Origin of the sequence: Rhodococcus sp. I2R (assembly GCF_020889545.1) — a bacterium.
Classification (GTDB): Bacteria; Actinomycetota; Actinomycetes; order Mycobacteriales; family Mycobacteriaceae; genus Rhodococcoides.
In genome coordinates, this window is record NZ_JAHUTG010000008.1 from 209795 (window position 1) to 231360 (window position 21566).

Here is a 21566-nt window from a genome sequence, read left to right on the forward strand (position 1 = left end):
GGCCTGGTCGCCTCCAGCCTGGACTGCGCTCAGCGAATCGCGCGTACTTCCGGCTCGACCCGTCTGGCCAGCACGATGTTGACCTCGTCGATGAGTTCCGCCAACTCCTGGGGGTAGACGGTTTCGCCGGTCGCGGCGAGGGAGCGGATATCACTCTCGGTGCACCAGCGGTGCCCCACCACCATCCTGCGTTCGAGGTCGGTGAATCCGGCGTGCTCGGGTTCGAAAGTCTGCGTTCGGTAGGCGAAGAACAGTTCCTCGGACTTGATCAGCGTGCCGTTGAACACGAAGGTCGCCACGCGCCGCCACATCGGCCCCTTCAGTTCGGAGTGATCGAGCTCGAGACCGGTCTCCTCGCGAACCTCCCGTGCAGCGGTGACACGGAGCGTCTCCCCCGATTCGACGGCCCCGCCGATCGTGAACCAGAAGTAGATGTTCGGCACTGCGGGATCGTGTCCCCGCAGCAGCAGTATCCGGCCCTGCTCATCCACCAGCACCACACGCGAGGACGTACGCGGCAGCGCTCGGTCCCCATGACCGAACGTCGCCGAAGCCGAACGCTCGGCGATCTCGAAATACGTCGGCAGGGGCGCAGTTCCACCGAGATGAAGCAGCCGAACCACGGGCGTGGTGCGAAGCGCCAGGGTGTCGCGGACGGCGTCGTTGTGGAATCGGCGCGCAATCAGAACCCGGGCCTCCGCGTCGGCCAGTTCGGCCACGAGTTGCGGAGGCAGGTGGGCGGGATCGAGGGCAGCCAACGCCATCGACACCGCGTTCTCGGCCATCTCACGGTCGGCGCGGTCCGCGCGCTCTGCGGTGTCGGCGAGGGCGGCCAACCGTCGACTGTCGTCGAGTCGATCCCGTGTCGCAGCCGATACCGCCCTGGCGACCACCGCCCGACGCGCCAGAGCCGAATCGAGAGACTGCCACGCCAGATCCGAACGAACGTGCAGTCTGTCGAGTCGATTGGCCGTCGAATACGCCCACAGCCCGATCACCACAATCGACATCGCGACCAGGCCCAGGACCAGAATTGTCAAAGCGGAGAACGTCATCAACTCGCCGCCCGAACCTTTTGCCCACCGAGGGTCACCGTCTCGTACACGCGCATGATCTGCTCGGCGACGACCGGCCAGTCGTACTCTGCAACGGCCCGGGTCGCCGCTTCCACCAGTCCGGATCGGATCTCGTCAGAGGAAAGCAGGGTGTCGAGCGCTCGGGCGAGCGCAGCCGAATCGTCGACAGGCACGAGGACACCGGCCGAACCGTCGCGCAGAACCCGACGAAAGGCATCGAGTTCGCTGGCCACCACTGCCGTCCCGGACGCCATCGCCTCGACGAGGACGATCCCGAAGCTCTCACCACCGAGGTTCGGCGCGCAGTACACGTCGGCGCTGCGCATCGCCGAAGCTTTGTCCTCGTCGTTGACCTGGCCGAGGAAGTTCAGGTGATGCGCGAGCGCACCGGCCTCCTTGCGAAGTTTGTCCACGTCACCCCGTCCGACCACGAGGATCTCGACCTCGGGATGCTTCTCGGCCAGCTCCGGCAGCGCGCCCATCAGCACAGCCATGCCTTTGCGCGGCTCGTCGAAGCGCCCCAGAAACAGGACGGTGCCGCCCAGTCTCGGGTAGCCCGGCAACATCGGCGCGCGCCGAAATGCCTGCACGTCGACGCCGTTTGGGATCTCGACGGCGTCACTGCCCAGGGCTTCCACCTGCCACCGCCGTGCCAGCTCCGATACAGCAATCCGACCGCTGATCTTCTCGTGGTACGGCCGCAGCACGCCCTGGAACGTGCTCAACACCAGCGATTTCGTGGTCGAGGTGTGAAATGTCGCCACGATCGGCCCCTCGGCTGCCTTCAGCGCGAGCATCGACAGGCTGGGGGCATTGGGCTCGTGAATGTGCAAAACATCGAAATCGTTCTCCGCGATCCATCTCCGGATCCGTGCGTAGGTCACCGGACCGAACCGAAGCCGAGCAACGGAACCGTTGTACGGAATCGCCAGCGCCTCCCCGGCAGAGACGACGAAGTCCGGCAGCACGGTCCCCTCGGACGCCGGGGCAAGAACGCTGACGCGGTGTCCGCGCTGGATGAACACCTCGGCCAGCTGCTCGACATGAGCCTGCACTCCACCCGGTACATCGAAGGAGTACGGGCACACCATGCCGATTCTCACGTGCCCTCGATTCGCGCACGACGCGACTCGGACAGATCGGCCAGCCAGAGCGGCTGCAACATGTGCCAATCCTCGGGATGCTGCGCGATGTTCGCGGCGAAGACATCGGCCAGCTTCTGAGTTGCTTGTTCCAGACCCTGAGAGACATCGATCCGCGGCGCGATGGAAAATCCCCAACCGTCGCCGTCGAAGTAGCAGTGCACGGGGAACAAGTGGGCCCCGGTGTCGATCGCCAGCTTGGCCGGGCCAGGCGCCATTCGTGTGGGTTCGCCGAAGAACGTCACCGGCACACCGCGGCGGGCCAGGTCGCGTTCACTGAGCAAGCACACGATCTTGTTATCGCGCAACCGATCCGACAGCAGCGCGACCGGAGGTGCCTCGCCGCCGCTGAGGGGGAAAATTTCGAAGCCCAGGCTCTCGCGATAATCGACGAACCGTTGGTACAGCGACTCGGGCTTCAAGCGCTCGGCCACAGTGGACAAGCCTCCGTAGTAGCGCACGAGCCACATGCCGGCCATGTCCCAGTTTCCGCTGTGCGGCAGCGCGAGCACCGCACCCTTCCCCTCTGCGAGGGCGGCGTCGAGATGTTCCCGACCGCTGACACAGCCGTCGATGACGGCGGCCTGCGCATCGAGATTCATCGACGGCAGCCGGAATGCCTCACGCCAGTAGCGCGCGTAGGAACGCACACTGGCCTGGACCAGTTCGTCGGGGACCGCCTCGGGTGGCACGCCCAATACCCGCGCGAGGTTACGACGAAGTTGGTTCGGACCGCCTCCGCGGGATGCGCTGAAGTCCGCACCCATGTCGAAGAGCTTGCGTGCGAGACCGTCCGGGAGTGCTCGGACGAGTCGCCATCCAGCGGCATATCCTGCCTCGGTGGCGCGTTCGGCCAACGTCACGACGAAACCTCACCGTCGGACTCACCGGTCGGCGACTCCCCCGTCGTACGAATGATCTCCCGAGCCCCATCCGACCGGCGAACCGCGAGCACGCGCTGGAAAACTGTCACTACGCTGAGCGCCGCCAGAATCCACATTGCCGGATAGATCACGCTGTCCAGCCACGCTATGTCGAAGTGTCGCCCGATACCCGTCAAGCCCGCTCCGAGGAGCACGATCACCAGGCGGTCGGGACGCTCGATCCAACCGCCGTCCGCGGACAGGCCACTCGCCTCCGCGCGGGCTTTGGCGTACGAGATGACCTGTGAGGTGACCAGACAGATCAGCGTCGCGATCAGCAGCGGCTGATCGCCTTCGGTGTAGACCGCCCACCAGGCGAGTCCGGCGAAGATGGCGCCATCTGCGACACGGTCGCATGTCGCGTCGAGCACGGCACCGTACTTGGTGCCGCCACCACGCGCCCGCGCCATCGCACCGTCCAACATGTCGAACAGCACGAACACCGTGATGACGACCGAGCCCCAGAACAGGTATCCGGCCGGAAACAGCGTCAACGCGGCAGCGACGGTGACCACGGTTCCGATCAGCGTCACCGAGTTCGGCGTCAGACCTGTCTTGTTGAGCGCCCGCCCGAGCGGCGCAGTCACCTTGGACACCGGTGCCCGCCCGAAAATGCTCAGCACTGCCAATTCTCCCTTTGCGTACCGATCATTCCGGCCAAGCCGATGCCAACAGCGCGCGAGTGTCACGAAGCAACTGCGGCATGACCTTGGTACCTCCGACGACCGTGATGAAATTGGCGTCGCCGCCCCACCTCGGCACGATGTGCTGGTGGAGGTGCTCGGCCAGCGAGCCGCCGGCAGCCGCACCGAGATTGAGACCGACATTGAAACCGTGCGGCCGCGAGACCGACTTGATCGTCCGGATCGCCTGCTGGGTGAACGCCATCAGCTCCGCGCTCTCGCCGGGCGTCAGGTCCTCGAGTGCAGCCACACGCCGATACGGAACGATCATCATGTGACCCGGGTTGTACGGGTACAGATTCAGCACCGCATAGACCTCCTCGCCACGCGCGACGACCAATCCGTCCTCGTCCGCCATCTTCGGGATGTCCGAGAAGGGCTCGCTGGATTGATTTTTCGCGCCCGGAGTCTCCGCGACGTACGACATCCGGTGCGGCGTCCACAATCGCTGCAGCCGGTCGGGCTCACCGAGACCGGTATCGACGATCGCCGCGTCCTGTTCGGCCATGGTCAGCTCACTCCTGATCTGTCGTGGCGGTCTCGGTTGGTGTCCGTGTCCGCGGCCGTGCTCGTGAAGAGCGCGGCCGTCGGAGACGCGTTGTTGCGGGAGGAAATCCACTCCGAGATCGCCTCGACTGCCGCGGTCACCGCGACTCCGTTGACCTGTGTGCCATCACGGAATCGGAAGCTGACCGCACCGGCTTCGACGTCGCGTTCACCGGCCAGAAGCATGAACGGCACCTTCTGCGCGGTCTGATTGAAGATCTTCTTCTGCATCCGGTCGTCGCTGGCATCGACCTCGGCCCGGATTCCACGCTTCTTCAGCGCCGCGACGACAGTGAACAGATGGTCCTGGTGCACCTCTGCCACGGGAATGCCGACAACCTGGACGGGCGACAACCACGCCGGGAATGCGCCCGCGTAGTGCTCGGTGAGAACACCGAAGAAGCGCTCGATCGATCCGAACAGCGCACGGTGGATCATCACAGGACGTTCCTTGGTGCCACCGGTCGCCGTGTATTCGAGTTCGAACCGCTCGGGCAGGTTGAAGTCGAGCTGGATCGTCGACATCTGCCAGGTTCGCCCCAGCGCATCCTTGGCCTGTACCGAGATCTTCGGGCCGTAGAACGCGGCGCCACCGGGATCGGGCAGCAAGGTCAGACCGGAGGCCGCAGCAACCTCGGCGAGTGTGTTGGTTGCCTCTTCCCACACTTCGTCGCTGCCCACCGACTTCTCCGGGTTGCGGGTAGAGAGTTCGAGATAGAAATCGTCGAGACCGTAGTCCTTGAGCAGACCCAGCACGAACTCGAGCGTACTGGTCAGCTCGCCACGCATCTGCTCGCGCGTGCAGAAGATGTGCGCGTCGTCCTGCGTCATGCCGCGAACTCGAGTGAGACCGTGAATGACACCTGACTTCTCGTAGCGATACACCGAACCGAATTCGAACAGGCGCAGCGGCAACTCGCGGTAGGACCGGCCACGAGAGCGGAAGATCAGATTGTGCATCGGGCAGTTCATCGGCTTCAGGTAGTAGTCCTGACCCGGTTTGCGAATCTCACCCTCTTCGTCGAGTTCCGCGTCGAGATGCATCGCAGGGAACATTCCGTCGCGGTACCAATCGAGGTGACCGGAGACCTCGTACAGATGCCCCTTGGTGATGTGCGGGGTGTTGACGAACTCGTAGCCCTCTTCGATGTGACGCTGACGAGAGTAATTCTCCAACTCGTTCCTGATCACCCCGCCTTTGGGATGAAACACCGGCAGGCCCGAGCCCAGTTCGTCAGGGAAGCTGAACAGGTCCAGCTCCGAGCCCAGTCTGCGGTGATCACGCCGCTCCGCCTCGGCCAACAGTTCCAAGTGCGCCTCGAGCGCCTCGGTCGACTCCCACGCCGTGCCGTAGATGCGCTGAAGACCCGCATTGTCCTGATTTCCGCGCCAGTACGCTGCGGAGCTGCGGGTGAGCTTGAAAGCGGGAACGTATTTGGTGGTCGGGATGTGGGGCCCACGGCACAGGTCGCCCCAGATGCGTTCACCCGTGCGCGGGTTGAGGTTGTCGTACGCGGTGAGCTCGCCGCCGCCGACCTCCATGATCTCGGGGTCGTCGATTCCCGACTTGTCGTTGACCAATTCGAGCTTGTAAGGCTCGTTGGCCAGTTCTTCGCGGGCCTGCTCGATCGACTCGTACACCCGACGGGAGAATCGCTGCCCTGCCTTGACGATCTGCTTCATCTTTTTTTCGAGCGCGACGAGATCCTCCGGCGTGAACGGCTCGTCGACGTCGAAATCGTAGTAGAAGCCGTCTTTGATGAAGGGTCCGATACCGAGCTTCGCGCTGGGAAACATCTGCTGAACTGCCTGTGCGAGCACGTGTGCCGCGGAATGCCGAATCACGCTGCGGCCGTCCTCGGTGTTCGCGGGCACCGGTTCGACCTCGGCGTCGAGGTCTGGCGCCCAGGACAGATCCCGCAACTTTCCGTCTGCGTCTCGGACGACGACGATGGCGTCGGGACCCTTGTTGGGAAGGCCTGTGTCCCGAAGTGCCGTTCCGGCGGTCGTCCCTGCCGGCACCATGATGCGGGCTGGCAAGACAGCGGCTACGGGCATGCTCACGGCGTTGTACTCCTCGGTTGTTCTCGATGGTCGGGAAGACCGGTCACAGCCTATCGGCTACGACCGGCGGGTCTTACCCGCACACCACGCCGGGCACTAGAGGGGACTGGCCATCCAGTGCCATTCGAGACCGAACCACCCACCGACGAGCCCGAGGGCGCCCAATACCCACAGTGTCGCGAGCACGACAACGGTGGTCAGCAGCGCACCCGCAGCTTGCACCACCGTCGACTGCCGCGCGAACCACGCCATGAAACGGTCGTAGTGTCTGCGCACGAACTTGAGCAGGCGACGCGCCCACGTGAACTCCGAGGCGAGTATTCCCAGCCCGGTGAACACGATCAGCCAGCCTGGCCCCGGGTACGGAATAGCGACGATGCCCAGAGCAAGAAACAATGGCGCCGAAGATGCCGACACTGATCCGATAGACAAGATCGAGCGTCGAGTTGGCAGCTATCCGCGCACGGAACCGTCGCTGACGCTGCGCCACGCGATGAAAGAAACCCTCATCTTCGCGCTGTTTCTCGTCGGTTCGAGCTTCGTCTGCGATCACGCCACCAGGTTACCGAGCCGACACCGCTGTGAGCACGCACGAAAAAGCCCCACGCCGTGGACGTGGGGCTCGTCTCGAGAATTGAAGTGCTGCAGTTGTGACTGTGGTCCCGGCTGGGATCGAACCAGCGACCTTCCGCGTGTGAAGCGGACGCTCTTCCACTGAGCCACGGGACCGTTTTCGTACGCTCACGACGACGCGTTCGAACGAGGCAGAACATTAACATGTTGCCGAGTTGAAACTCGAATCGCCCCCGGCATCGATTTCGCCGCGCTTTCCGGACCCGAAAAGCACCGGCACGGACCGCATGATGCACCGAATCCCTATCTGACCACGCGATTTGTGAGTTCGCCGGAAGTTAGTCTAATGTTTTCACCGCACCACGGAGACAGCAATTCGCTCCGAGGCGCATGCGGATGTGGCGCAGTGGTAGCGCATCACCTTGCCAAGGTGAGGGTCGCGGGTTCGAATCCCGTCATCCGCTCGAGGGACTAGGGCCCATGGTGGAGTGGCCGAGTGGTGAGGCAACGGCCTGCAAAGCCGTGCACACGGGTTCGATTCCCGTCTCCACCTCGTAACGAAGCGAAGGTTCCCAGCCTTCCCTTTGAAATACCTGCGCGATTAGCTCAGCGGGAGAGCGCTTCCCTGACACGGAAGAGGTCACTGGTTCAATCCCAGTATCGCGCACCACGTAAAGATGCAGGTGAGGCCCCCTTTCGAGGGGGCCTTATTTGTGTTTCATGCAATAAGCATGCAACTCATGGTCTCTGCGGCGTCGTCCGCCCCGAGCAACCACAGCAGAAACATTTCCGGAACTGTGTCCTCGCGCGCACTCGTCGTTCGTCCTCTTGATGAGCGTGCAATCGCCGTCCAACGAGAGGGACAATCATGAGCAGGTACACCACCATCTCCCGCGCAGGTCGAATCGATGCCGCGGCCGCGGAAGTTCTTTCACTGGTCTCGTCCACCGAGGGCTTCACGGCCATCAATCCCCATCGCACTGCCGATCCGAAGCTGGAACTCACCCCGTTCGGTCCATCCAACGGCGTCGGTTCCGGATTTGCTTTCTCCGGCAAAGGAGGCAAAGGGACACAGGTGGTTTCGGAGGTGACCGACCACCACGTCGAGTATGCGATCGACATGGGGTCGATGGGACAGTCGACCCAGCGGATTGTCGCCACTCCTGCATCGCACGATGGGTGCGACGTCGAATGGTCGATGACGTTCGATGCAGGACGCAACCCGATGCTGCGGATCTTCGGCCTGGTCGCCAACAGGGTCTTGGGCCCCACGCTCGACAGCGGAATCCGCAATCTGGCCACCACGACCTGGCGCTAGGCCACTCGGCCTAAACTCCGTACCGGTCGCGAGTCGGCCGGTGACCCCGATGAAAGGGAAGCGATGAAGTACACATTTCTGCTGTACAGCGACCAGAGCGCTGCAGGTGAGGCCACGGCGGAGGAGAAGGAGCAGGAGCTCGCCGTCTACGGTGCCTACATCGGCGCGCTCCAGGAGGCCGGGGTCTTCTTGGCTACCGACTGGCTTCAGCCAACTGCGACTGCCAGCACCGTATCGTTCGCCGACGGCGCCGCCGTGGTCCATGACGGCCCTTTTGCCGAGACTCAGGAAACCCTCGGCGGATACTTCGTCATCGAAGCATCGGACCTGGATGTGGCACTGGAGTGGGCAAAGAAGTGCCCGGCTGCCCAGTACGGCAAGGTCGAGGTGCGCGCCTCGGCGATGGAGGACTGAGCAGCATCGACCCCACCCCAGCTTCCGACGATTCGCGTCCGCCGCATCTTGTCCTCGAAACACTCGTTCGAGAACAGCGGGCGCGTCTCGTTGGCGCGCTTGCACGATGGTGCGGCGACATTCAGCTGGCCGAGGACGGCTTTGCCGACGCCGTCGAGCGCGCTCTGGCGACCTGGGCGAACGGGGTTCCTCGCGCCCCGGAGTCATGGATCAGCACCGTCGCCAGGAATCGCATACGGGATATCGTGCGCTCAGCCGAACGCACCCGTACTCGTCCGCTCGACACAACCGACCCCCATCCCAGCGTTGACCTTCACCCTGACCGGGACGATGACACTCTGGTGCTGATGCTCGCCTGCGTACACCCATCACTGGACCGCGCCGTTCACGCGCCACTAATCCTGCAGGTCGTCATCGGAGCACAGACCAAGGACATCGCCACGGCGTTCGCGCTGCCGCAAGCAACTCTGGCCAAACGCCTCGTCCGCGCCAAGCAGAAACTTCGGGCGAACCACGTCTTCCTCGAAATGCCCGACGGAATCCCGCATGAACGCGTCGATGCTGTTCTCGACGCGATCTACGCGGCCTACTCCATCGAATGGTTGCGTGTCGCGCCACCGGCAGCAATCGACCTCGTCACCGAACATGCCATTCATGCCAGCCAGCTGCTGCTGACCGCCGTGCCCAATAATCCCGAGGTGCGTGGTCTGGCCGCGCTCCTGCTGTACCTGCACTCGCGCCGCAACGCGCGGATCAAAGATGGCGTTCTCATCCCGACCGAACAGCAGAACCCCGCGGATTGGGATCACCATCTGATCCAGGTCGCCGAAGACCTGCTTCGCGTCGGGCTGCGCGCCCAACGCACAACCTTGCCCGGATCGTACGAACTCCAAGCCGCCATTCAGTCCGCTCATGCGTCCCGAAGCCGCCAGGACGGAGACACGCCCTGGGAAACGATTGCCCACTTCTACGACGCCCTTGTTCTGATCACTCCCAGCAAGGGAGCCGCTGTCGCGCGAGCAGCCGCAATCGCGCACGCCACCGATTCCCCGACCGGGCTGCGGATCCTCGCCGAACTCCACGAAAATGATCCCACCCTCGATGCGTTCCAGCCGTACCACGCCACCCGCGCCGCTCTCCTGTTCGACATCGGCGCCGTGGCAGACGCGGCTCACTCGCTCGCCCGGGCGATAGCGCTGTGCACCCATGCACCGAGCCGCCGATACCTCGAGTCGATACAGCCTCGGACATCGTTCAGCGCATGACGCCCGAGGTGTTCAGCGCATGACGCCCGAGGTCGGCGACTGTTCGCAATCGAAACTTCTTCGCTCGAACCGGTGGTGATTGCGCTCACAGACGTGCACTCTGGAGTGACACCCCCTACGGAAGGAATCCACCCATGGCGGACGAGCGTCACGAGGTAAACAGCGGCACCGATGTGCCGGTCGACAACGAGGTTGCGCAGAACGCCAAGGAACGGGTCGCCGGAATAGATCAGAAGTACGCGCCTGGTTCGCGGCCCACCGTCGTACTCCCAGGAACCGGCGGCATGGTGTCGGGAACCGCTTTCGCAGACATGGTCGACGAGAACGGTGATCTGAAGGACGATACGACCACGGATGCCTGAGCGCATTCCTCCTCCCACGTGTGTCGATGAACCCGGAGTACGCGGCTTCCTGCACGTCCCCGCCGTCGATCCGGTGGCCACGCTCGCTGTGACGCATGGTGCGGGAGGCGATTGCACCGCGAAGGTTCTGACGGATCTGGCCGAAACGTGGTCGGCACATGGCGTCGTGGTACTTCGATTCGATATGGCGTTCAGGCGAGCGAAGCCCTCCGGTCCCCCGCATCCGTCGAAGGCTGCGGCCGATCGCGAGAGCGTCCGATCTGCCGTGAAGTACCTTCGCAGCCGGGGCCCCGCGCCGATGCTCGTCGGAGGGCATTCCTATGGTGGACGTCAGGCGTCCATGGCAGCCGCTGAGGATCCTGATCTCGCTGCGGGCCTTGTGTTGCTGTCGTATCCCCTTCACCCGCAAGGGAAGCCGGAGAAGTTGCGCACTGCGCATCTACCGGAGATCACGATGCCCGTCCTGTTCGTCTCGGGCACCCGGGACCCGTTCGGCACACCCGCGGAACTGTGCGATGCGATCGACCTGATTCCAGCGAAAACCGTGTTCATCGACATCCCCGGCGCCGCGCACGACCTGTCTGCAGCCAAGCATCGCACCGCCCATCGAGCGCTTGACGGAGCCGCCGCCCTGTTCCGTTTCGAGCCGGGTGAAAGAGCTTCGACCTAGGACTCTGCCATTGGTTGTCGGTGCCGCCGTCTCGATCTCCGGCAGCCGAGTGTTCTACTTGTGCCATGCCCACATGGGGATGGTTCGTGGTTGCGTTGGTCCTCATCGACACAGCCGTGCTGGCAGCGTGGTTCCTCGCTCGCAAAAGCCCACGCGAGGACACTGCTGTCGCGATGCGGTTCAAGCTGGCAGGGTTGGATACAGAAGCACGCGAAGAGATTCAACAGTTGATCTCGGAGAAGAAGAAGATTCACGCCGTCGAAGTGCTCCGAGATCGCACCGGGTTCGGTTCGAAAGAGGCGAGAGAAATCGTCGAGTCCGTGGCACAGGGCAATCCGTTTCCGACACCGAGCACGTACAACGACGACAATGGACTCGATTCCGGCGCTTGGGAGGACATCATTCCGAAGTTACGTGCACTCAAGGCAGAGGGGCGTGCGCTCACTGCCATCAAACTTGTCCGCGCGCGAACGGGTTTGTCGCTGCGGGATGCCAAAGAGGCGGTCGACCGGATATGACAGTCACCGTCGAACCCGCCGGTCTGTGGGACGCCGAACAATTGGCCGATGTTGCCGCAGACACTTTCCCTCTGGCCTGCCCCCCTGGAACGTCACGCGAGTCCATCGAGGCATTCGTCGACGAGGTGCTCTCGAACGAGCGCTTCGGTGAATACCTCAACGATCCTTCTCGAACGATTCTGGCTGCGCGCGTCGATGATGCAATCGTGGGCTACGCAATGGCCGTGCATGGCGCCCCTTCGGATCCTGCCATCGGTCCACTCCTCGCACACTCCCCCACGATGGAGTTGTCCAAGCTGTACGTGATGCCCGGCCACCACGGAAGCGAAGTGGCGACCGAACTCATGAAATCGGTGTTGGCATCCGCCGTCGAGCGGGGCTGCGCCGGGGTCTGGCTGGGGGTCAATCAAGAGAACATTCGAGCGCAGAAGTTCTACGCCAAGAACGGCTTCGAGCGCGTGGGAACCAGAGACTTCGCGGTCGGCGGTGTGGTCCACACCGACTACATCATGGAAAAAGCCCTCTGATCGAGAGCCTCAGCCGGGGGCCTCAGCGTGGGGCTTCAGCCGACCGCGGCGAAACGTGAGAGCGCGAGCAACCTGGACGTCGCACGCAGGTATTTCTTGCGGTATCCACCCGCGAGCATCTCCTCGGTGAAGATCTCGTCGAGCTTGCCCCCCGAGGACGTGACCGGGATACCCGCGTCGTAGAGACGGTCGGCAAGAACGACGAGACGCAGCGCGACGGCCTGATCCGACGCGGGGTGCACCTTGTTCCAGAACACGGCCTCGACGCCGTCGAGAAGCTTGCCGTAGCGGGACGGGTGCAGCGTACTCAGATGCGCCAACAACTCGTCGAAGTCGTCCAGCGTCGCGCCATCGATTCGACCGGCGCGCTCGACCAAGTCGGCCTCGGACATCGGGTCCGGCGCCGGTGGCAGATCCCGATGACGGTAGTCGGGGCCGTCGACGCGGATCGATTCGAAGATCGACCCGAGCTTCTTGATTTCTCGCATGAAGTCCTCGGCAGCAAACCTGCCCTCACCGAGTTGCCCGGGCAGCGTGTTGGATGTCGCGACGATCGACACACCACGTGCGGACAGCTCCGACAACAGACGCGAGACGAGCATCGTATCGCCCGGGTCGTCCAGCTCGAACTCGTCGATGCACAGCACGCTGTGGTCGGACAGCCCGTCGAGCGCCTTGACGAATCCCAACGCGCCCACCACGTGCGTGAGCTCGACGAACGTACCGAAGGCCTTCGGCTCGGGAACACTGTGGTAGATCGAAGCGAGGAGGTGGGTCTTGCCAACGCCGAAGCCGCCATCCAGATACAGGCCAGCACCGGTGGGAGGAGTCTTCTTACCGAACAGACCTCGTTTGCCGCTCTTACCGGCGATCTTGCCGACCTTGTGCGAGAACTCCTCGGCCTTGGCAACCGCTTGCGCCTGCGTGGGCTCGTTCGGATCAGGAATGTACGAGGCGAAGCTGACCTCGTCGAACATGGCCGGCGGAACCATCTGAGCGATCAACTGATCGGACGGAACCACGGGATTGCGATCGACAAGACGTGCGGGCATTGGTCGAGCCTAGCGACGTGGTCTTATCTACTTCGTGCAGCTACTCGATATTGCGACCTACTTCACATCTGAACGTGATGTGTCACGCGTGGCGCGGGGCCCTCTCGACGACGCCGGCCTGCGAAGTCTCTACGCGTACCCGCCGCGCCCGCGCCGGCCATGGATACGTGCGAACTTCGTCTCCAGCATCGACGGGGCAGTCACCGCCGACGGTGTATCAGCAGGCCTGGGCACTGCGGCAGACAAGCGGGTCTTCACGATTCTTCGCGAGCTCGCCGACGCCGTGCTCGTCGGGGCGGGGACGGTGCGAGCCGAGAACTACGGCGGCGCCAAGCTGAATCCGGCCGCGCGAGCACAGCGTGTGTCGCAGGGGATGTCACCGGATCCGGTGATCGTCGTGGTGACTGCCTCGGCGGCCATCGACCCACAAGCGCGCATCTTCACCGACACCGACGTCGCCCCCATCGTGATCACCTCCTCGTCCGCGCCGTCCGAGGCCAGACGTGCAATCGCTGCCACCGGAGCGGACCTCGTCGAAGTCTCCGGCGACGACGTCTCGACCGAATCCATCCTCGGCGCCCTCGACACGCGCGGTCTACACCGTGTGTTGTGCGAGGGCGGTCCGGGACTGTTCGGCCGACTGCTCGACGACGACGCAGTCGACGATCTGTGCCTCACCACCTCGCCAGTGCTCGTTGCGGGTGATGCGGGACGGATTTCTCGTTCCGAGTCGGCGTCGATCCGCCCGATGACGCGCGCCCACGTGCTGGCCGACGAGGACGGCACGCTGCTGACGCGATGGGTCAAGCACCGCACCGAGGTCGACCGCAAAAGTGCAGCGGCAGAAAAGTAGATAGCCTCGCAGCGTGACGCCGAATCGATCGCTCCTCGCAGTCGTCGTATGCCTGTCGGTGACGGCAGCCGCGTGCTCTGCCGGACCGTCCTCCCGACCGGACGTTGCCGTCGAGCAGAATTCGCCGGGGCTGCCTGCCGATTCCGAGGATCCGGATGGCGAGGAGCTACGCGAGCTCGAAGTTCCCAGCACCGATCTCGCGTGGAACGATTGCACGCAGACCACGCTGGACTCCTTCGGATTGACCTCGCGAACCCCCGGACTGATACTCGAGTGCACGGCGTTCGAAGCCCCGGTAGACGCGTCCGGTGAGATGTTCGGCTCGTTCACCGTCGGAGTGATGCGCGCCAAGCTCAACACAACACCCGACGATGCTGCTCCCCTCGTGTTCACCTCGGGCGCCGACCGTGCGTCCATCGAAATGCTGGCGGACATCACCTCCGGACAGAGTTCGACGCTGCTCGCCGCTCATCCGATCGTCGCAATCGATCGACGGGGCATCGGCCGCTCCAGCGCCGTCAACTGCGTCACCTCCGACAGCCGCATCCCACTGTCGGATCTGGGTCAGTTCGCGTCATCGGACGGTGATGCCGTGGATCGAGCGGTCGACGCCGGACGGACCGCGACGATCGAGTGCACCGACCTTCTTCAACCCCAGGAGTTGGCCTTCGGTGTGAGCTACGCTGCCGACGATCTCGAGGAACTTCGGCTGAACTGGGGTGTCGAAACCCTCGGGATCATCGGGTCGGGCAACGGGGCCTCGATAGCTCTGGCCTATGCGGCGCGCTACCCCGATCGCGTGGCGCGAATGATCCTCGACTCGCCGACGGACGTGACCGCCGATCAGCTACGCAAGGCAGAGCACAGAACTCAGGGCAGGGAAGCGGCGTTCGCGGCGTTCACCCAGCGCTGCATCGCGCTGGAATGCTCGCTCGGACCCGATCCGCGCACCGCAGTCACCGATCTCATCGAGGCCGCGGACCGCGGCGAACTGGCACCAGTATCGACGCACGAACTGCTGGACGGTATCGCCTACGCGTTGGCGTCCTCAGCGACCGACCCGTCGCGGCGCGCCCTCGACCTGTCCGACACCCTGAGCGCGGCGCGAGACGGAGACTTCTCCGAACTCGCCGGCCTGATCACACGCGCGGCGGCAGCGTACGGGACCGACGGCCAGTTCGTTGCACGCTGCACCGACGGCAGGCAGTGGCCGACGCCGCAGGCGGTGCGGGACGTTCAGCCGGCCTGGTCGGAGCAGTACCCGGTATTCGGCACCGACGCCGCCCTCGCAGCGTTGGCGTGTTCGTCCTGGCCGACCGCACCCGCGCCGCCCTTGCCATCCGACCTGACCGTTCCAGTGCTCTCGTTCAGCGGCGGCGCCGATCCAGTCGTCGGGAACGGTGGGTTCGCTGCCATGACCGGCCTGATCGCGGCGACCGGTACCCGTTCGGCGGCAATGACGTGGCAGGGATCCGGCCATCCGGTACTCGGTGGATCTCAGTGCGCACAAGCCGCGGCAGCGGCTTACTGGGAAACGGCCTCGCTGCCACCGGACGGCAGCGTGTGCCCAGCTTGAGCGGCCATCTGCCGGGTTGCGCCCCGAGGAACCCTCGGGGGTGTCTCGGTCATCGGGGGCCACCGCTCAAGGTAGCGTGCTGCACGTGTCACTTAGCTTCCTCGAGCCACGCAACGGTCGATCCACCGCAGAAGTAGTCACCTACGCTCTGTGGCCTCTGGCCATCATGACCGTGCTCAACCGCGTGATCGTCAGAGCTGTGAACGGTGACATCACCGACGATTACAACCCGGTGTATCGGGCGGCGCTGGCGTTTCTCAACGGCGAGCCCGTCTACACCGCGAACTTCGATTCGGTCGATCCGCACTACCTGTACCCCCCGGGTGCGACCATGCTTCTCTCGCCCATTGCGGTCATCGACCCCGAACGCTCCCGTTGGCTGTTCATCATCGCCAGCACCATCGCAATCCTGGTCGCGCTGTACATCCTGCTACGCATCTTCGGGTTCGACCTGAAGTCGGTTGCCGCTCCAGTTCTCCTGCTTGCTGCGTTCGCCAGCGAGACTGTCACCAACACTCTGGTGTTCACCAACTTCAACGGCTTCGTGCTGCTCGGTGAAGTTGCGTTCATCGCATTTCTGCTCAAGCGCAGAGACCTGTGGGCGGGAGTTGCGATCGGCTTGACGCTGGTGATCAAACCTATGCTGATTCCGCTGCTGATCATCCCGCTGATGACCAGGCAGTGGAAGGTGTTCATCCCGGCGATCGCACTACCTGTGGTCACCACCGCCATTGCGTGGCCGCTCGCAGCTGATCCGATGGACTTCGTCCGGCGTACAGTCCCATATCTGCTTCAAACGCGCGATTACTTCAACAGCGCCATCGTCGGTAACGGTCTCTACTACGGCCTCCCGGACCTCATGGTGCTGGCGATGCGAGGCGTTCTCGGCATCATGGTGCTCGTCTCGTTGTGGATTCTGTACCGGTACTGCCGGGAGGATCGGCTCTTCTTCATCGCCACCACCTCGGGCCTGGTGTTGACGGCGCACTGGCTGCTCGGGTCGCTGGGCCAGATGTACTACTCCATGATGCTGTTCCCACTGCTGATGACGGTGGTCTTGAAGAACTCCGTGCTGCGCAACTGGCCCGCATGGCTCGCCATCTACGGCTTCATGTCCTACGACCGATGGCTGTCCGGACGGTTCTTCACCGAGGGGCGTGCGCTCGACTACCTGCGCACCACCTTCGGGTGGAGCCTGCTGATCATCGTCATCTTCGGAGTTCTCATCGGCCGATACCTCGCGGCCCGTCAGGATGGCCGCCTGGATGAGGGAATCGAACCCGACTACTTGCTGGAGGATCGCCCACCAGCGGAAACGACGAAGACTGCTCGTACGTATTAGTTTGGTGGCATGAGTTCCGCGACCGACAACGATCCCACCCCCGCAGTTACTCTCACCGACGCACAGTGGCGCGAGAAGCTCACCCCGGAGGAGTACGCGGTACTGCGCCAAGCAGGTACCGAACGCCCCTTCGTCGGTGAGTACACCGACACCACCACCGAGGGTGTCTACCTGTGCCGCGCATGCGATGCCGAGCTTTTTCGCAGCACCGAGAAGTTCGAATCGCATTGCGGTTGGCCGTCGTTCTTCGACCCGGCCGACAGCGATGCAGTCATCCTGAAGGTCGACAGCTCCCTCGGTATGCGCCGAGTCGAAGTGGTCTGCAAGAACTGCCACAGCCACCTCGGTCACGTGTTCGAGGGCGAGGGATACCCGACGCCCACCGATCAGCGGTACTGCATCAACTCGATTTCGCTGGTTCTCAAACCCGCCGAGTAGTCGGTGGCCTCGCCGACGGTGAAGTGCCCATGAGCCATACTGTGACGATGCGCACTTTCACCTCAGCAGAGCAGCTTCGGGCGGCCGTCGGTGAGGATCTCGGGTCCAGCGACTGGCTGCAGATCACCCAGGAACGGGTGAACACCTTCGCCGACGCGACCGGGGATCACCAGTGGATTCACGTCGATGTCGAGCGTGCGAAGAAGGAAAGCCCGTTCGGTGGGCCGATCGCACACGGGTACCTCAGTCTTTCGCTCATCCCGGTGTTGAACTGGCAGATATACACGGTCGAGAACGTGAAGCTCGGAATCAACTACGGCTCGAACAAGGTTCGTTTCATCAACCCGGTGAAGGTCGGTGCGCACGTACGCCTGCACACCACCCTCGCCTCCGTCGACGAGGTTTCCGGCGGCGCATTGCAGGTAATTGCGACCAACACACTCGAGATCGAGAACGAAGCGAAGCCGGCTCTCATCGCCGAAACGATCAGCCGGGTCGTCTTCTGACATCGTCCTCCTGGACGTACTCGGGCGGATCGAACGCGGTGATCGGCGGAAGGTCCTCGTCGTAGCGTTCGATCTGTACCAGCACATGTTGGCCGGTGCATCCCTGCGATAGCGCCGATGCGCCGACATCGGCCGTCAGCACGTTGGGATTGCCGTGCTTGCACATCGATGTGGTGTCCTCGGGGTCCAGCGGGTCGTACCAGGCGCCCGTGGACAGCTGCACGACGTCGGCGAGCATCCCGTCGTCGACAAGCACACCCGCCAAACAAGATCCGCGGTCGTTGTACACCCGCACCACGTCCCCCGCCGAGATGTTCCGGGATGCGGCGGCACTCGGGTGCATTCGGATCGGTTCCCGACCCTGCACCTTCGACGCCTGGCTCACCGCCCCGTGGTCGAGCTGCCCGTGCAGTCGACTTCGAGGCTGATTGGCGATCAGCAAAAGCGGGAACCGTTGTGCACGCGGCCCCTTCGACCACTCCGCGGGTTCCTGCCACGAGGGGTGGCCGGCGCAGTCGGCGTAGCCGAAGCCGTCGACGACGTCGGAGAAAATCTCGATGCGGCCACTCGGAGTTCGCAATGCGTTCCGCACGGGATCGGCCCGAAAGTCCGCGAGGAACGTCAGATCGTCCTCGGTGGCCATGGCAACGGACCCGGTACGCCAGAACGTCTCGAACGACGGGGTCTCGACGCCCGCCGACCGCAGGTACCCGCGCCACTGGCCGTAGAGATGCTCGACCCACTCCCCCGATGTCCGCCCCTCGGTGAAGGTGTCGCCGACTCCCATCGCCCGGGCCACGCCCGCGAAGGTGTCGTAGTCGTCGCGCGAATCGCCGTATTTCGGCACCGCCTGGTGCATCGCCACGAGCAATGGATCGTTGCGGGTGCAGCTGAGATCGTTGCGCTCGAGCGAGGTGGTCGACGGTACGACAATGTCGGCGTGTCTGGCCATCGGCGTCCAGTACGGTTCGTGCACGACGACGGTGTCGGGCCGGGCGAGCGCGCGACGCAAGCGCCCCAGATCCTGGTGGTGATGAAACGGATTTCCGCCGGCCCAGTGCACCAGCTTGATGTCCGGGTAGGTCACCCGCGTCCCGTTGTAGTCGATGCTCTTGCCCGGGTTCAGCAGCATGTCCGATACAGCCGCGACCGGGATGAACGTCTTCACGGGGTTGATGCCCTGCGGCAATGTGGGAAGCGGGTACGGGACGGGGGCGCGACCCGGTTCGTTCATCGAACCGTAGCCGTGACCGAATCCGCCGCCCGGTATTCCGATCTGCCCCAGCATCGCTGCGAGGGTTACACCCATCCAGGGCGCCTGCTCGCCGCCGCGGATCCGCTGCAGTGACCAGGTCACCGACACCAACGTGCGCTTCGATGCCATGGCCCGCGCCAGATCGACGATGACGTCCGGCGCGAGACCCGACTTGTCCGAAGCCCACTGCGGAGTCTTGGCGACGCCGTCCGTCTCTCCGAGTAAGTAGCGTTCGAAGACGCGGTAGCCCGTGCAGTACCGGTCGAGAAAAGCGAGGTCGTGCAGGTCCTCGGTGGCCAGGACGTAGGCGAGACCGAGCATCACTGCCACATCGGTTCCGGATCGCGGGCTCAGCCATGTCGCCGCGCCACCGATGTCGTCGCGCAGGGGGCTGATGGAGACGATCTTTCCGCCGCGCGAGCGAAGAGCATCGAGGGCTGCTTCGGTCGGATGATCCGATGTACCACCGTGATTGGTGCCGGTGTTCTTCACCGGTACGCCGCCGAACGCAACCAGCAGATCGGTGTGACGGGCGATGACCTCCCAGGATGTCGAGCGGGAGAACATCTTCCAGTGGGCTCCCAATACGTGCGGCATGATGACGCCGGTGGCACCAAGGGAGTAGCTGTTCACCGACCCGGTGTAGCCGCCGACACAGTTCAGAAATCGGTGAATCTGGCTCTGCGCGTGATGGAAGCGGCCCGCGCTCGCCCAGCCGTACGATCCGCCGTAGATCGCCTCGTTGCCGAAGCGATCGATCACTCGCCGCAGTTCGGCGGCGAGAAGTTCGGTCAGTTCGTCCCAGGACACGGCGACGTATCGATCCGCACCCCGACGGTCGCTGGGGCCGGGCCCGTTCTCGAGCCACCCCGCGCGCACGGACGGCCCGGTGATCCTCGAACGGTGGCGCACCGAACCCGGCACGTTCCCGAGCACCGGGGACGGACTCGAGTCTCCCGCAAACGGGTGAACGGCGGTCACCTCGCCGTCGGCCACCGTCGCCCGATACATCCCCCAGTGCGCCATGTGTTGGGCACCCTCACGCGGCGCGCCACCGTCGTGTGTCGCTGGGACCACCTCAGATGCCGATACTGTCCAACACATTCGACAGTGCACTCGGCCGATCCTGCGTCGGTGCGGGATCGACGAGCGCGAACGAACACCCGATGCTCCTCGCCGCGCCGTCGGCCTCCTCGCTGTCGCCGACCATCAGTGTCCGACTCGGGTCGACGCCGAGTGCATCGACGGCATGACGAAAAATCTCCGGTTGAGGTTTGACGAAGCCGAGCTCGAAGGACAGCACGAACTCGTTCACGTACTGCGCGGCGCCGATCGCTTCGAAGGCAGGCCGTATGTCGAATGCGATATTGCTCAACACGGCAACCGGAATCGAGGCGGTCGCGAGCCTTTTCAATACCACGGCGGTGTCGGGGTACGGGGTCCAACAGGACGGGTCGATGACCCTGCCGTACACAGAACTCGCCTGGCCCGGATCGTCGACTCCCGATTTCTGCAGCACATGTAGATAGGCCTGACGGTGCAGGGCCGGATCGAGATCGCGGTTCCGCCAGGCATGTCTGGTCACGTCGTCGAACTCGACCACTTCACCCACCGGTGCGGTCATTCGGCGCATGAGCTCGGCTGCGTGATGGCCGTCCACCGGCGTGCCGTCGGCGTGTGTGACACCCTCGAACCAGGATTCTTGCTCCTCGAGGCGGAACAGGGTGCCCGAGAAATCGAAGATCACCGCATCGAAGGACATATCCGTCATGGAAGCGCCGCAACGAGTGCTTCGACGTCGACGCGCGGCCCGGTGAAGAACGGGATTTCTTCACGGACGTGACGGCGCGCTTCGGTGGCGCGCAGATCGCGCATCAGGTCCACGATGCGGTCGAGTTCGGGCGCCTCGAAGGCCAGGATCCACTCGTAGTCGCCCAACGCGAAGGACGGCACGGTGTTTGCCCGCACGTCCTTGTATCCGCGCGCAGCTTTGCCGTGATCAGCGAGCATCGTGCGTCGCTCGTCGTCCGGAAGCAGGTACCAGTCGATGGACCGCACGAACGGGTAGACACAGATGTAGGCACCCGGGTCCTCGCCTGCGATGAATGCGGGGACGTGACTCTTGTTGAACTCGGCGGGGCGGTGCAACGCCGAGTTGCTCCAGACGGGGGTGCTGGCCTTGCCGAGCGCGGTGGTGCGTCGAAAGTCCGAGTAGGTGGCCTGCAGCTCCTCGATTCGTTCCGCGTGCGTCCACACCATGAAGTCGGCGTCCGCACGCATCCCGGCGATGTCGTACACGCCGCGCACGACGACGCCCTTCTCCTCCTGGCTTTCGAAAAACGCTCTCGCTTCCTTGGCGGCCGCAGCGCGGTCCTCCCCCAGAACACCTGGGGTGACCTTGTACACCGAGAACATCAGGTAGCGGAGAGTGGAGTTGAGCGCGGAATAATCGAGGCGTGCCAT

At 63.9% G+C, this 21566-nt stretch carries 22 protein-coding genes, 4 tRNA genes and 2 pseudogenes; 16 read left to right on the forward strand and 12 right to left on the reverse strand.

The window, feature by feature from the left end:
- Window positions 1-29 precede the first annotated feature (29 nt).
- The 8 genes and pseudogenes from KVY23_RS10850 to KVY23_RS10885 form a co-directional block, all read right to left on the reverse strand.
- Window positions 30-1055 (reverse strand): NUDIX domain-containing protein, encoded by a 1026-nt coding sequence (locus KVY23_RS10850; protein ID WP_206510704.1) that lies wholly within the window; start codon window positions 1053-1055, stop codon window positions 30-32.
- Complete coding sequence (locus tag KVY23_RS10855; protein WP_230556399.1) at window positions 1055-2179, reverse strand: glycosyltransferase family 4 protein; 1125 nt, start codon at window positions 2177-2179, stop codon at window positions 1055-1057. Before KVY23_RS10855 ends, KVY23_RS10850 begins: the two co-directional genes overlap by 1 nt.
- Window positions 2176-3081, reverse strand: coding sequence for a phosphatidylinositol mannoside acyltransferase (locus KVY23_RS10860; RefSeq protein ID WP_206510705.1), 906 nt, complete (start codon window positions 3079-3081; stop codon window positions 2176-2178). The genes KVY23_RS10855 and KVY23_RS10860 overlap by 4 nt, the downstream gene beginning before the upstream one ends.
- Window positions 3078-3764: a phosphatidylinositol phosphate synthase gene (gene pgsA / locus KVY23_RS10865; RefSeq protein WP_230556400.1), complete on the reverse strand. Its 687-nt coding sequence runs from the start codon at window positions 3762-3764 to the stop codon at window positions 3078-3080. Before pgsA ends, KVY23_RS10860 begins: the two co-directional genes overlap by 4 nt.
- Before the next feature lie 25 nt (window positions 3765-3789).
- Complete coding sequence (locus tag KVY23_RS10870; RefSeq protein ID WP_075838634.1) at window positions 3790-4332, reverse strand: HIT domain-containing protein; 543 nt, start codon at window positions 4330-4332, stop codon at window positions 3790-3792.
- A 2-nt stretch (window positions 4333-4334) separates the two neighbouring features.
- The gene (gene thrS / locus KVY23_RS10875) at window positions 4335-6428 is read right to left on the reverse strand and encodes a threonine--tRNA ligase (protein WP_206511087.1); all 2094 of its coding nucleotides are present in this window, start codon (window positions 6426-6428) and stop codon (window positions 4335-4337) included.
- A 102-nt stretch (window positions 6429-6530) separates the two neighbouring features.
- A pseudogene (locus KVY23_RS10880) lies at window positions 6531-6924 on the reverse strand (TIGR02611 family protein).
- Between the two features lie 167 nt (window positions 6925-7091).
- Window positions 7092-7163, reverse strand: a tRNA-Val gene (locus tag KVY23_RS10885).
- Window positions 7164-7399: 236 nt separating this feature from the next.
- On the opposite strand from KVY23_RS10885, the gene KVY23_RS10890 reads away from it, so the two are divergent.
- The 11 genes and pseudogenes from KVY23_RS10890 to KVY23_RS10935 all read left to right on the forward strand — a co-directional run bounded on the left by KVY23_RS10890 (window position 7400) and on the right by KVY23_RS10935 (window position 12081).
- Window positions 7400-7471: transfer RNA gene (locus KVY23_RS10890), tRNA-Gly, on the forward strand.
- A gap of 18 nt (window positions 7472-7489) precedes the next feature.
- Window positions 7490-7560 (forward strand) — tRNA-Cys (locus KVY23_RS10895).
- Between the two features lie 42 nt (window positions 7561-7602).
- Window positions 7603-7677, forward strand: a tRNA-Val gene (locus tag KVY23_RS10900).
- A 198-nt stretch (window positions 7678-7875) separates the two neighbouring features.
- A complete protein-coding gene (locus KVY23_RS10905) occupies window positions 7876-8325 on the forward strand; it encodes an SRPBCC family protein (protein ID WP_230556401.1) in 450 nt (149 codons plus the stop codon).
- A gap of 63 nt (window positions 8326-8388) precedes the next feature.
- Entirely contained in the window at window positions 8389-8739 is a 351-nt protein-coding gene (locus KVY23_RS10910) for a YciI family protein (protein ID WP_075840001.1), read from the forward strand.
- Window positions 8682-8993: pseudogene (locus tag KVY23_RS25265) on the forward strand (sigma factor); the annotation flags it as partial. The gene KVY23_RS10910 and the pseudogene KVY23_RS25265, both read left to right, overlap by 58 nt.
- 93 nt (window positions 8994-9086) lie before the next feature.
- Complete coding sequence (locus KVY23_RS10915; protein ID WP_230556402.1) at window positions 9087-10004, forward strand: DUF6596 domain-containing protein; 918 nt, start codon at window positions 9087-9089, stop codon at window positions 10002-10004.
- A gap of 134 nt (window positions 10005-10138) precedes the next feature.
- Window positions 10139-10366 (forward strand): hypothetical protein, encoded by a 228-nt coding sequence (locus tag KVY23_RS10920; protein ID WP_075840002.1) that lies wholly within the window; start codon window positions 10139-10141, stop codon window positions 10364-10366.
- On the forward strand, window positions 10359-11036 hold the full coding sequence (locus KVY23_RS10925; protein WP_230556403.1) for an alpha/beta family hydrolase: 678 nt from the start codon (window positions 10359-10361) through the stop codon (window positions 11034-11036). Before KVY23_RS10920 ends, KVY23_RS10925 begins: the two co-directional genes overlap by 8 nt.
- A 65-nt stretch (window positions 11037-11101) precedes the next feature.
- Entirely contained in the window at window positions 11102-11554 is a 453-nt protein-coding gene (locus KVY23_RS10930) for a hypothetical protein (RefSeq protein ID WP_075840003.1), read from the forward strand.
- Window positions 11551-12081 (forward strand): GNAT family N-acetyltransferase, encoded by a 531-nt coding sequence (locus KVY23_RS10935; protein WP_075840004.1) that lies wholly within the window; start codon window positions 11551-11553, stop codon window positions 12079-12081. Before KVY23_RS10930 ends, KVY23_RS10935 begins: the two co-directional genes overlap by 4 nt.
- A gap of 35 nt (window positions 12082-12116) precedes the next feature.
- Here KVY23_RS10935 and zapE read toward each other — a convergent pair whose 3' ends face one another.
- Window positions 12117-13133 (reverse strand): cell division protein ZapE, encoded by a 1017-nt coding sequence (zapE, locus tag KVY23_RS10940; protein WP_230556404.1) that lies wholly within the window; start codon window positions 13131-13133, stop codon window positions 12117-12119.
- A 34-nt stretch (window positions 13134-13167) separates the two neighbouring features.
- On the opposite strand from zapE, the gene KVY23_RS10945 reads away from it, so the two are divergent.
- The 5 genes from KVY23_RS10945 (at window position 13168) to KVY23_RS10965 (ending at window position 17848) form a co-directional block, all read left to right on the forward strand.
- The gene (locus KVY23_RS10945) at window positions 13168-13986 is read left to right on the forward strand and encodes a pyrimidine reductase family protein (protein WP_371829850.1); all 819 of its coding nucleotides are present in this window, start codon (window positions 13168-13170) and stop codon (window positions 13984-13986) included.
- Window positions 13987-13999: 13 nt separating this feature from the next.
- A complete protein-coding gene (locus tag KVY23_RS10950) occupies window positions 14000-15562 on the forward strand; it encodes an alpha/beta hydrolase (protein ID WP_230556406.1) in 1563 nt (520 codons plus the stop codon).
- 85 nt (window positions 15563-15647) lie between these two features.
- Window positions 15648-16904, forward strand: coding sequence for a glycosyltransferase family 87 protein (locus KVY23_RS10955; protein ID WP_230556407.1), 1257 nt, complete (start codon window positions 15648-15650; stop codon window positions 16902-16904).
- Window positions 16905-16913: 9 nt separating this feature from the next.
- The gene (msrB, locus tag KVY23_RS10960) at window positions 16914-17342 is read left to right on the forward strand and encodes a peptide-methionine (R)-S-oxide reductase MsrB (protein WP_230556408.1); all 429 of its coding nucleotides are present in this window, start codon (window positions 16914-16916) and stop codon (window positions 17340-17342) included.
- A gap of 47 nt (window positions 17343-17389) precedes the next feature.
- Window positions 17390-17848: a MaoC family dehydratase gene (locus KVY23_RS10965; RefSeq protein WP_230556409.1), complete on the forward strand. Its 459-nt coding sequence runs from the start codon at window positions 17390-17392 to the stop codon at window positions 17846-17848.
- On the opposite strand, the gene KVY23_RS10970 is transcribed toward KVY23_RS10965, so the two are convergent.
- The 3 genes from KVY23_RS10970 to hemQ are packed head-to-tail and all read right to left on the reverse strand — an operon-like array spanning window position 17829 to window position 21566.
- On the reverse strand, window positions 17829-20129 hold the full coding sequence (locus KVY23_RS10970; RefSeq protein WP_230556410.1) for a molybdopterin-dependent oxidoreductase: 2301 nt from the start codon (window positions 20127-20129) through the stop codon (window positions 17829-17831). The genes KVY23_RS10965 and KVY23_RS10970 overlap by 20 nt on opposite strands.
- A gap of 52 nt (window positions 20130-20181) precedes the next feature.
- On the reverse strand, window positions 20182-20874 hold the full coding sequence (locus tag KVY23_RS10975) for an HAD family hydrolase (RefSeq protein WP_230556411.1): 693 nt from the start codon (window positions 20872-20874) through the stop codon (window positions 20182-20184).
- Window positions 20871-21566: a hydrogen peroxide-dependent heme synthase gene (hemQ, locus tag KVY23_RS10980; protein WP_075840020.1), complete on the reverse strand. Its 696-nt coding sequence runs from the start codon at window positions 21564-21566 to the stop codon at window positions 20871-20873. Before hemQ ends, KVY23_RS10975 begins: the two co-directional genes overlap by 4 nt.